Here is an 11748-nt window from a genome sequence, read left to right on the forward strand (position 1 = left end):
GGAAAAGCAGTACAGTTTTAAACCGAAACTGTACTGCTTTTTTTTGTCGTTTCTACCACAATACCTGTCTTATTCAGGGAAGCGGGTATAATCTGAAAGCTTGGAAATTTATTTTCTAAATGAGAAATAAAGCTTGTCTCTTCTCCCCGTTTTACTAACGAAATAAGAGTTGGTCCAGCACCACTTATACATGTTCCAAATGCACCAGCCTCTTTTGCGGCTTTTCTAATCTCTAGCCCCATCGGAATTAAGCCTAATCTGTAGGGTTCGTGAAATAGATCCTGCTCCATATAGATACCGGCCTGCTCAAACGATTGAGATAAAAAGGCCGCAGTAAGTAGATTGGCATTAGCGCTTGCTTGCGTAGCGTCACTACGGTTATAGCTATCTGGCAATACCATCCTTGCTTCCTCTGTTTTTAATTCTTCTTGTGGAATAAAAAGGATAAAAGAAGCGTCGATATGATGTGCATGAAATATATGAATCTCTCCATTATTTGCAATGGAGGATATAGTAAATCCTCCATAGATAGATGCAGCCGCATTATCGGGATGTCCCTCAAAGCTCGTTGCAATTTTAAGCTTATCGTGATTGGTTAATTGAAGACTTAGCGCTTGGTTCGCTAATTCAATGCCAGCGACAATTGCAGAAGCACTACTTCCCATTCCTCTCGCTAGTGGAATCTCGCTAGATAGCTTAAGTGAATAGGGAGACAGAGAGAGGCCATGCTTTTGGGCGACATGATTGGCTACTTTAACAATTAGATGATTCATTGGATGTTTCATAACAGGCAGATTCTCTGTTACATTCTCAATTGACCATACCTCTGCTTTTTCTACTTCTAGGCTTAAGTATTTGTCCAATGCCACACCAATAGAGTCAAACCCTGGCCCCAGGTTGGCAGAGCTGGCAGGTACTAAAATACGCCATGTCATTTTACCAACATCCCTTCGATGAAGGATTGTAGAGCTAATGCGTTACTCTCTATTTTGTGTGGAGGGTTCACCTTCACATCAATTGCAGTCTGGGGATCCTTTAACCCGTTTCCAGTTAGCACTGCAACAACCCTGCCTCCTGGTGAAATCTTTCCTTCGCGGACTGCTCTTAGCACACCGGCTATAGAAGCGCATGAGCCAGGCTCGGCGAAGATTCCTTCCTTACTAGCAATAAGTTTATAGGCATGGATGATTTCCTCGTCACTTACGGCTTCAATTACCCCTTTCGATTCATCCCTAGCAGTAACTGCTCCCTGCCAGCTAGCTGGGTTTCCAATACGAATAGCCGTTGCAATTGTTTCAGGGTGCTCAATCACTTTTCCTTGTACGATGGCAGCTGCGCCTTCTGCTTCGTACCCAAATATTTTAGGCAGACCTGTTTGCTTCTTCTGATTATATTCCTTAAAGCCTTTCCAATATGCCGTAATATTACCTGCATTTCCTACAGGAATGGCTAAATAATCAGGGGCCGCTCCCAATACGTCACAAATCTCAAATGCAGCTGTCTTTTGCCCTTCGATTCGATATGGATTAACCGAGTTAACTAGCGTAATGGGGGAAACCTTACTGATTTCACGAACCATTTCAAGTGCTACATCAAAGTTGCCCTCTATTTGAATGACCTCTGCTCCGTACATATATGCTTGTGCTAATTTGCCTGCTGCAACCTTTCCTTCCGGTATAACAATCACTGCGCGCATTCCAGCTCTTGCAGCATAGGCAGCAGCAGCTGCAGAGGTATTTCCCGTGGAAGCGCATATGATGGCTTTACTGCCTTCTTCCTTAGCTTTGGCAACTGCAAAAACCATCCCCCTATCCTTAAAAGAGCCGGTAGGATTCGCTCCTTCTATTTTTACGTATAGTTCAATCCCTAGCTCTCTAGATAGAGTATCTAATTTTAATAGAGGTGTATTGCCCTCCAATAATGTCAAATTTGGTGTAAGTTCAGTTACGGGTAGAAATTCTTTATATTCTTTTATAAGTCCTTGCCAAGCCATTCTATCTGCCGCCCTTCTGTTCCCCTTAGAAAAACAAGTGTATTTATATAATGGACATTTTACAGTAGGAAGTAAAAAAATACAAGATTAAAATTATATTGTAAATTCACAGAAGAATGATTATACTAAACAAGTAAACAAAACATTACAAGTGTAAAGACAGGTGTAAAAATGACGACAGTAAAAGAGCAAAAAACAATTTCTAAGAAAAAGCTTTTAGGTATTGCAGGCTTTGCCTGGATGTTTGATGCAATGGATGTAGGGATTCTCTCCTTTATCATCGCAGCGCTTGCGGTTGAATGGGACCTCACCTCGGGACAAATGGGGTGGATTGGCAGTGTTAACTCAATAGGTATGGCAGTAGGGGCGCTACTTTTTGGCGTATTCGCCGATAAAGTAGGACGAAAAAAAGTATTTATGTTTACACTTGTCCTTTTCTCTGTGGCAAGTGGATTATCTGCATTAACTACTACTCTAGTTGCATTCCTAGTCCTTCGATTTTTTGTAGGGATGGGGTTAGGGGGAGAATTGCCTGTAGCGTCAACCCTTGTATCTGAAAGTGTACCTGCAAAGGATCGAGGACGTACGGTGGTACTTTTGGAAAGCTTTTGGGCTGCTGGTTGGCTTTTATCCGCACTTATCGCATACTTCATCATTCCTGAATATGGCTGGAGATTGGCCTTGATCATTACAGCGCTTCCAGCATTCTATGCAATTTATTTACGTCTAAAGCTACCAGATTCTCCTCAATTCGAAGCGACGAAAAAGGAAACTAGATCTGTTTTTCAAAACATCAAGGATGTTTGGGCAAAGGATTATGCCAAACGAACTTTGATGCTATGGATAGTATGGTTTATGGTAGTCTTCTCGTATTACGGGATGTTCCTATGGCTTCCTAGTGTAATTGTCATGAAAGGATTTACTTTAATAAAAAGCTTTGAATACGTCCTTATCATGACTTTAGCGCAATTACCAGGTTATTTCTCAGCTGCATGGCTAATTGAGAAGATGGGAAGAAAATTTGTCCTTATCACCTATTTACTTGGAACAGCAGCAAGTGCATTGGTTTTTGGTTCAGCGGAGTCGACTACCTTACTAATTGTTTCGGGTATGCTATTATCCTTTTTTAATTTAGGTGCTTGGGGGGCGCTCTATGCTTATTCTCCAGAGCAATATCCAGCAGTCATTCGTGGAACTGGTTCGGGTATGGCAGCCTCTGTCGGTCGTATAGGAGGAATACTAGGTCCATTGCTAGTAGGTTCGCTTGTTACAGCTAATTATGAGATAGGCTATATATTTGGGATATTTTGTGTTTCTATTGTAATAGGGGTTCTAGCGGTTGTGTTCCTTGGTACGGAGACAAAGCAAACGGAATTGGAATAATAAGTCTTGATGGGTGGGGAGATGCTTCCTCACCCTTTTTATGTTTAAGGATAACTTACTCGATTGATGGGTTAATAGCTATCTTTCCCATCCCTTTTGTCAAAATGAAAAACATAGTAAAATAGGGTAGGATAAGGGGGATATTATGGAGAAAGAGTACAAAAGGGTGATAATAATTGGCAGTCCAGGATCAGGTAAGTCTACCTTAGCTAAAGAGCTGGCTAGTAGTATAAAGTTACCTCTCATACATTTAGATTCTCTTTACTGGAATCCGGGTTGGATTCCGACACCTTCTAAACAATTTCGAGAGGTATTAGAGAAAAAGCTGAATGAGGAAAAATGGATTATTGATGGTAATTTTTCGTCAACTCTATCAATAAGAGCTAAGCGTGCTGACTTAATCATTTTTTTAGATTTTCCTAAACTTCTTTGTACATACCGAATTGTAAAAAGGGTATGGTTATATAAAGGGAAAACTCGTCCAGATATGGGAGAGGACTGTCCTGAAAGAATAGATAAGGAATTCGTTAAATTTGTATGGAATTTTCCTAGAGATGTCCGTCCGGTTATTAAAAATATTTTAAAGGAAGAAGCATCTCATGCTGACATATACGTGCTTCATCAGCCAAAGGAAGTAAAGAGATTCTTAGAGGCAGCTCCATTGTTTCATAAAAGCGGACTGTCATCTCTTTAAAAAAATGAAATTAGGGGCTAGATATATGAATACAAAAAGGTTATCGAGTGACCAAGTTGTTAAATTAATTCCCAAGGATGCAGATATTATTCTTCCACTTACGAACGGTGAGCCGAATAAGTTACTTGATATATTAGAAGAAAATGCGGAACAGCTGACAAATGTAAAAATTCATCAGATGCTCCCGTTAAAAAAGAGAAAGTACATGGAAGGAGCATATCCCGGTAAGTTAAAGCATGTATCCTATTTCTTAAGTGGAGCTAATCGAAAAGCTTTTCAAGAAAACATGGTAGACCTCGTGCCAAACAACTTCCATGAAGTGCCGGAGATTCTACGCAATTCAACTAACATGTCCTGTATCATGGCGGTTGCAGCTCCAATGGATAAGTACGGTTATTTTTCTTTAGGGACTCAAGCGGATATTGTAAGTGAATTTATTGGGTCTGTCCCTTTTATACTAGAAGTTAATAAACATATGCCACGTACTTTTGGACAAAACCAAATTCATATCAGTCAAATAGTCGGCTTTGTTGAAAATGATCTTCCCTTATTGGAAGATATTGCTGTGCCGATTGGTGAGAAGGATATTAAGATTGCTGAGTATGTAACAGACATGATAAAAAATGGAGATACACTCCAAATTGGCATCGGATCTATTCCTAATGCGGTAGTGAGTTTATTAAAGAATCATAAGCATCTAGGAATTCATACAGAAATGTTTGTAGATGGGATAGTAGATTTGGTAGAAGCAGGAGCAGTGGATGGAACAGAAAAGTTCACCAACAAAGGAAAAATAGTTGCAACCTTCGCACATGGATCAGAAAAGCTCTATCGCTTTCTCCATAACAATCCTTCTGTAGAATTTTTACCTGTAAGTATTGTGAATGATCCTAGAGAAATTGCGAAGGAGAAACGCATGGTTTCTATCAATGCTACGACCGAGGTTGATCTATATGGACAGTGTGCCTCAGAAACAGTTGCGGGAAAATATTATTCTTCATCAGGAGGACAAGCAGACTTCGCAAGAGGTGTTCGCTTTGCAAAAGAGGGGAAGGGTTTCATTTGTATGAGTTCTACAGCTAAAAATGATGAAATCTCTCGTATAAAGCTACAACTGACAAAAGGTTCTGTAGTCACTACCTCCAAAAATGATGTGGATATGATCGTTACTGAATATGGAGTGGCAAAAATGTTTGGAAAATCGATTTCTCAACGAGCACAGCAGCTAATTTCTATTGCGCATCCTAAATTTCGAGAAGAACTCACCTTTGAAGCAAAGAAAATGGGGTTCTTCTAATATGAATCCTATTGATGCAAGCTTTTTTCACCAACCAACGTTGGACTTAGCCAGACAATTACTTGGAAAGCGTATTGTACACGAGCATGAAAGTGGTATTTATATAGGGAAAATTGTGGAGACAGAGGCCTATATGGGAGCAGAGGACCGAGCAGCTCATAGCTTTGGAAATCGAAGAACGAAACGTACGGAAGTAATGTTTGGGGAACCAGGTCTTATCTATACTTATCAAATGCATACCCATACACTTATTAATGTGGTAGGGGCTCCTGCTGGCATCCCCCAAGCGATTCTGATAAGAGCAGTAGAGCCAATTGCAGGCTTGGAACAAATGAAAGAAAATAGAAAGCATTTACCGATGATACAGTGGACAAATGGACCTGGTAAACTTACAAAAGCTATGGCGATAGGGATGGAGCATTACGGGTCTCATTGGAGTGAAAAACCTTTATATATAGCAGATGGAGAAGAGGTAGAGACTGTTTCAACAGGTCCGAGGATAGGGATTCATAACAGCGGGGAGGCTGTGCATTATCCTTATCGCTTTTGGGAAACAGACAACCCATTTGTTTCTAAGGTTAGATAGTAGAATGAGGGCTGACATTATAAAGACATCATTTTTCCCGAAGAAAAATGATGTCATCGTTCAGCTTTTTCCTGTCTTATGTAAGAACTTTTCCCATATATAACTCATCAACATACTGACCATGTATATTTAATGAGTTTTTACGAACTCCTTCTTGCTGGAAGCCCATTTTTTTATAAAGTCTCTGAGCTTTTGTGTTAGATGCTAGCACAGTGAGTTCTAGCTTCGTAACACCGACTTGCTTTGCCCATTCTTCTCCATGAGTCATCAGGGAAGTGGCGATACCTTTTTGATAGAACTTCTCTAGGACGCCAATAACTAATGATGCCCGATGTTTGGCTCTAGGGCCTGGACCTCCGATGTATAGAGCAAAGCCAGCAATCTCACCGTTTAATAGTCCTAAAAAGAGAATCGAGTTGGGGGAATTCTTCCAGTCTGTGATTCGCTTTCTCATCCCCTGCACGGTGAAATGAGTGTCATTTCGACCATACAACATAAAATCAGACTCTGAGAAGATACTTTCTTGAAGGGTGATAAAGGCTCGAGCGTCACCTATGTCTGCCTCTCGAACTAATAAAATATCTTGCTTTATTTTATCCTCATCCAGGTTATCTTCAGAAGTTGCAAGTTGAAATACTACTGCTTTCCCTAGTAGGACGTCCTTTACCTGATAGCCACTGTCGGTCCAGGCAAAGTAATGTAGGGCGGGAGCTTTCGTTTTTTTCCACCAGCTGCTACTTAGGTACGCAGCGTTAGGAAGCATATGTCCAATAATATTCTCTATTTGCTCATAGGTTAAGATAATCTCATTTTGATTGCAAGCTTTAAAGTAATTGGCTAAGGGGATATATTTACTTTCAAATGGTTTAGTCATTTGTAATAGATCACTCACTTTTTTAGGTAAAATGCGAATTATAGGATAATTATAACATTTTTTGAGGGCGTGAATACAACTAAAAGTCTACTAATCCGTAAAATAAATCCCAATAAATAGTGGATAATCGAAAAGTAACAGGAACATTTTGTGATTTGTATTCTTCACAAAAGAATATATGATAGAATAAAGGTCTGAAAAAGTTTATAGGAGGACTATCATGGAAAAAGTTTTAGTTTTTGGTCATAAGAATCCTGATACTGACACAATTACTTCCGCTATTGTATATGCTTATTTAAAAAATGCTATTGGCATGGAGGCCGAGGCTGTTCGTTTGGGTGAGGTTAACAATGAAACAAAGTATGCGTTAGAGAAATTTGGATTTGATGAACCACGCTTAATAGAAAATGTTTCAAAAGAAGCAAAAAAAGTGATCCTGGTAGACCACAATGAAAAGCAGCAAAGTGCTGATGGAATTGAGGAAGTTCAGGTTATTGAAGTAATCGATCACCACAGAATCGCTAACTTTGAAACGGCTGAGCCATTATATTATCGTGCGGAGCCTGTCGGATGCACTGCGACAATTTTAAACAAGATTTATAAAGAAAAGGGAATTGAGATTCCAGCAAATATTGCAGGATTAATGCTTTCCGCTATTATTTCAGACTCCTTGCTGTTTAAATCTCCAACATGTACGGAAGAGGATATAGCAGCCGCTCGTGAGCTTGAAAAAATTGCTGGCATAAAGGCAGAGGAATATGGACTAGCTATGTTAAAGGCAGGAGCAGATTTAAGCGATAAAAGCTTAGAGGATCTTCTTTCCTTAGATGCAAAAGAATTTGGTATGGGTGATTATAAAGTAGTAGTGGCACAAGTAAATGCTGTTGACGTGAATGACGTGCTGAATCGTCAGGAAGAGCTAGAAGATTTAATTCATCAGGAAATTCAAGAAAAAGAATTAGATTTGTTTTTCTTTGTTGTAACTGATATTTTAAATAATGATTCTACAGCTTTGGCGCTTGGTAAGGTTGCTTTAAAAGCAGAGACTGCATTTGATGTGAAGTTTGAAAATAACAGGGCTTTGTTAAAGGGCATTGTCTCTCGAAAGAAACAGGTAGTACCAGCTTTAACAGATGCATTAACTACTCTATAGAAATAAGGCTCCCTAAAATTTGCTAGGGAGTTTTTTATTTTCAGACTAAATAAAATATTTTTGCTTTTGTTTCGTTGTTGAAAGACTTTTTTAAAGAGAAACGGGCAAAACTAAAGTTAGGACTCCTATGTTAATTGTTACCCGATTAGGGTATACATGTATAGGATGATAGGAGGAAGGAAAATGGAATGGATTGAAAACTTTGTAAATGTCATAAATGATGCTTTATGGACCTATTTGCTTATTGCTTTACTGGTAGGAGCGGGCTTGTACTTTACGTTCTCTACAAAATTTGTCCAGTTTCGTTTATTTGGTGAAATGTTTCGGTTAATCACGGAGAAAAAAGAAGAAGAGGGGGGAGTATCACCCTTTCAGGCATTCACAATAAGTACTGCATCACGTGTGGGTACTGGAAATATCACAGGTGTAGCCCTTGCCATTGGTGTAGGTGGTCCAGGAGCCGTATTTTGGATGTGGCTTATCGCTCTAATAGGGATGGCTACTGCTTTTATTGAAAGTACACTAGCACAAGTTTATAAAGTAAGAGATGGAGAAGATTTCCGAGGTGGTCCGGCTTACTATATGGAGAAGGCTCTTGGAAACAGAAAATTGGGTATCGTATTTAGTATTTTACTTGTTTTATGCTTTGGATTTATATTCAATGCAGTTCAATCAAATACTATTGCAACCTCAGTAGGCGATGTTTTTGATATTCCAACCTATGTAATAGGTATTGCTCTTGTCATTTTGACTGCCATTATTATTTTTGGTGGAGTACATAGAATTGTCAAAGTAACACAAGTAGTGGTACCAGTTATGGCAGTTTTTTATATTGCGATTGCGATATTTGTAATAATAACAAATATCTCGGAGATTCCTGCAGTGTTTAAGCTGATTGTTACCGAGGCGTTTGGATTACAGGAGGCTGCTGGTGGAGCAATTGGTGTGGCAATCATGCAAGGAGTAAGACGAGGTTTATTCTCCAATGAGGCTGGGATGGGTAGTGTGCCAAATGCTGCGGCTGTGGCAAGTGTCTCACATCCAGCAAAGCAAGGCTTGGTACAAAGCTTAGGAGTGTTCTTTGATACGATAATTATTTGTTCAGCTACAGCGTTTATTATTATACTAGCGGGTCTATATAATACGGGAGAAGCTGATGGGATAATCTTAACTCAAAACTCTCTTGCGGTTCATGTAGGAGATTGGGCAGTTTATTTTGTAGCGATTGCTATTCTTTTCTTTGCATTTAGCTCAGTAATTGGAAATTACTATTACGGGGAAACAAACATAGAATTTATGAATGCAAGCAAAAGCTGGTTGAATGCTTATCGTGTAATTGTGCTTGTCATGGTTATGTTTGGAGCTCTTGCTAAAGTAAGCTTAGTTTGGACTCTTGCAGATTTATTCATGGGTCTAATGGCTATCTTGAATATAATCGTAATAGTACTACTAGGCAAAATAGCCTTTAAGGTATTGGATGATTTCACTGAACAAAGAATAAGAGGGAAAGACCCTGTTTTCTATGCGAAAAATATTCCAGGCTTGAAAAACACAGAGTGCTGGGAAGAGGAAGATAGATAAGAAAAGAGAAGACTGGTCTAGAAGCAAGTTTTGCTTTCTGGCCAGTCTTTTCTTTTGTTTTATAGAGAAGGAATGTGCTTGTGTACTCTTCATTATTTTCTCTCAAACGAAAGATATCTAGTTCCCTGGAAAGTTAAAATACCTAGGTCATTATCAGCCAGCATCCCATACTCTTGTCCACGTACTCTAAACCCCGAACGATCCCCGCTTTCAAACTCAAATGTAACATAGTAGGTAGTAGAAGCAGAAGAATCCCCTGACCTACCACTAGTCTCAGTGCGTTTAGTGACCACTTGTGAGGGTACAGATAATCTAGGAGAGTTATTGTTTTTCCCCCATTCCTGCATTCCTTTTACAGCGATAAAAATAATAAAACCGAGTATGATAACAAAAAATATTGGAAAAATAATGCTCATAAGATTAAATGCATAGAACATATCCAATTTAATTACCCCCTCTCTTAACAAAATATACGCATCATTTTGAATAAAGTTTCGCTTTCAGATAGACACTACTATTATCTAAGGAGGAAATTATATGACTGAAAAAAATATACTACCAAGTGAATCGAAATCCTATTGGAGAGAAATAAACGAAATACCTTCCTTCCCTTCTGTACCTGGTGATATAGAAGCAGATGTAGTAATTGTAGGGGCAGGGTTAACAGGTGTGACTGCTGCCTATCTTTTAAGAAATAGTGGATTAAAGGTAGTAGTAATAGAAGGTAGGACTATGTTTACAGGAACGACAGCCTTTACAACAGCAAAGGTTACTGCCCAGCATGGCTCTATTTATCAAAAGCTGATTTCTACCTTTGGCGAGGAAAAAGCAAGGCTATATTATGAAGCGAATATGGATGCTAAAAATTTTATTGAGTTGTTAGTTTCCCAGCACAATATTCATTGCGGCTATGAGAAAGCGGATGCCTATATATTTGCTGAAACAGAGGACGGCATGGACACATTAAAGAAGGAGATGGAGGCTTATCAAGCTTTAGGTATTAAGCCTTCGAGCCTGACAAAGCAAACAGAGCTTCCTTTTCCGGTAAAGTCAGCGTTAAAGATGGAGAATCAAGGACAGTTTCATCCTTTGGAGTACTTGAAGGTGCTAATTCAAAAATCAGTGGAAAAGGGTGTGCAATTTTTCGAGCAATCAAGAGCAAAAACAGTCTCTTCCGGTTCTATAGTGGAGATGATGGACGGGAAAAAAATAAAAGCCAAAAAGATTCTCGTTTGCAGTCATTTCCCTTTTAATGACGGTGATGGCTTATATTTTGCAAGAATGCATCCTGAACGCTCTTATATCGTGGCAGCAAAAGCTCGTGAAAATGATCCAAAGGGAATGTATATAAACGCCGAAAAACCGACTAGATCACTACGGAATGCACTAGGTCCTGATGGTACTCGTTATCTTTTGATAGGCGGGGAAGGGCATATTACTGGAAGGTACGACGGAGACACTATAGAAAATTATGAAAAGCTTGCAATGTATGGCCGAGAGCAATTTAATATAGAAGCATTTGACTATCGCTGGTCTGCTCAAGATTTAGTGACGTTAGATCAATTACCATATGTCGGTCCAATGACATCTGGAAACGAGGATGTGCTAGTTGCTACAGGATATGCTAAATGGGGAATGACAAACAGCACTGTGGCAGCGCGTATTATGGCTGATAACGTTTTAGGCAAAGAAAATCCTTATGCTGAATTATACTCTCCTACTCGTTCTAAGCTTAAAAAAGAGGATATTTCCTCTTTTACAGTTACAAATGCAAGCGTAGCGAAGGAATTTATCAAAGGGAAAACAGAAAAAGTAGATTTAACGCTTGATGATTTAAAGGCAGGTACGGGTGATATTGTAAAAGTAGAGGGTAAGAAGGTAGGCGCGTACAAAGATGAGTCGGGCAAGGTTTATCTGGTGAAACCAGTCTGTACACATATGGGCTGTGATGTAGCATTTAACCATGCAGAAACATCATGGGATTGCCCATGTCATGGTTCAAGATTTTCTTATACAGGAGACGTGTTAGAGGGACCGGCCTTTGAACCGTTAGAAAAATTAAACTAATCGTAAAGGGAGCCTCATAAATAGGAGGCTCTCTTTTTAGGTATGACTCATTTATCTAGCTTAAAGTCAAAGGAGTTATTTTATAAATGCTTGTCAGTACAGACCGGTCGCTATTGCTTT

The 11748-nt window shown here is 39.3% G+C and carries 11 protein-coding genes; 7 read left to right on the top strand and 4 right to left on the bottom strand.

Going from position 1 to position 11748, the window contains the following annotated elements; genetic code table 11:
* Positions 1–17: 17 nt before the first annotated feature.
* Positions 18–935 carry a homoserine kinase gene (gene thrB / locus AC1VU3_RS08595; RefSeq protein ID WP_482983285.1) on the bottom strand — a complete coding sequence of 306 codons (918 nt, stop codon included), beginning with the start codon at positions 933–935 and terminating at the stop codon, positions 18–20.
* Positions 932–1993: a threonine synthase gene (thrC, locus tag AC1VU3_RS08600; protein WP_482983286.1), complete on the bottom strand. Its 1062-nt coding sequence runs from the start codon at positions 1991–1993 to the stop codon at positions 932–934. Before thrC ends, thrB begins: the two co-directional genes overlap by 4 nt.
* A 171-nt stretch (positions 1994–2164) precedes the next feature.
* Between thrC and AC1VU3_RS08605 the strand changes: the two genes are divergently transcribed.
* From AC1VU3_RS08605 to AC1VU3_RS08620, 4 genes are all read left to right on the top strand, one after another.
* A complete protein-coding gene (locus tag AC1VU3_RS08605) occupies positions 2165–3376 on the top strand; it encodes an MFS transporter (protein WP_482983287.1) in 1212 nt (403 codons plus the stop codon).
* 145 nt (positions 3377–3521) lie between these two features.
* Entirely contained in the window at positions 3522–4070 is a 549-nt protein-coding gene (locus AC1VU3_RS08610; protein WP_482983288.1) for a DNA topology modulation protein, read from the top strand.
* A 25-nt stretch (positions 4071–4095) separates the two neighbouring features.
* Positions 4096–5367: an acetyl-CoA hydrolase/transferase family protein gene (locus AC1VU3_RS08615; protein WP_482983289.1), complete on the top strand. Its 1272-nt coding sequence runs from the start codon at positions 4096–4098 to the stop codon at positions 5365–5367.
* 1 nt (position 5368) lies between these two features.
* Positions 5369–5953, top strand: a complete 585-nt coding sequence (locus AC1VU3_RS08620) for a DNA-3-methyladenine glycosylase (protein WP_482983324.1) — start codon at positions 5369–5371, stop codon at positions 5951–5953.
* Between the two features lie 76 nt (positions 5954–6029).
* On the opposite strand, the gene AC1VU3_RS08625 is transcribed toward AC1VU3_RS08620, so the two are convergent.
* Positions 6030–6827 (bottom strand): GNAT family N-acetyltransferase, encoded by a 798-nt coding sequence (locus AC1VU3_RS08625; RefSeq protein ID WP_482983290.1) that lies wholly within the window; start codon positions 6825–6827, stop codon positions 6030–6032.
* 220 nt (positions 6828–7047) lie between these two features.
* Between AC1VU3_RS08625 and AC1VU3_RS08630 the strand changes: the two genes are divergently transcribed.
* Positions 7048–7980: a manganese-dependent inorganic pyrophosphatase gene (locus AC1VU3_RS08630; RefSeq protein WP_480389380.1), complete on the top strand. Its 933-nt coding sequence runs from the start codon at positions 7048–7050 to the stop codon at positions 7978–7980.
* A 183-nt stretch (positions 7981–8163) separates the two neighbouring features.
* The gene (locus AC1VU3_RS08635) at positions 8164–9561 is read left to right on the top strand and encodes an alanine/glycine:cation symporter family protein (protein ID WP_482983291.1); all 1398 of its coding nucleotides are present in this window, start codon (positions 8164–8166) and stop codon (positions 9559–9561) included.
* Positions 9562–9653: 92 nt separating this feature from the next.
* Here AC1VU3_RS08635 and AC1VU3_RS08640 read toward each other — a convergent pair whose 3' ends face one another.
* Positions 9654–9998 carry a DUF2500 domain-containing protein gene (locus AC1VU3_RS08640; protein WP_482983325.1) on the bottom strand — a complete coding sequence of 115 codons (345 nt, stop codon included), beginning with the start codon at positions 9996–9998 and terminating at the stop codon, positions 9654–9656.
* Between the two features lie 100 nt (positions 9999–10098).
* Between AC1VU3_RS08640 and AC1VU3_RS08645 the strand changes: the two genes are divergently transcribed.
* Complete coding sequence (locus AC1VU3_RS08645; RefSeq protein ID WP_482983292.1) at positions 10099–11628, top strand: FAD-dependent oxidoreductase; 1530 nt, start codon at positions 10099–10101, stop codon at positions 11626–11628.
* Positions 11629–11748 lie beyond the last annotated feature (120 nt).

Source organism: Psychrobacillus sp. Z16_25, from assembly GCF_056856695.1.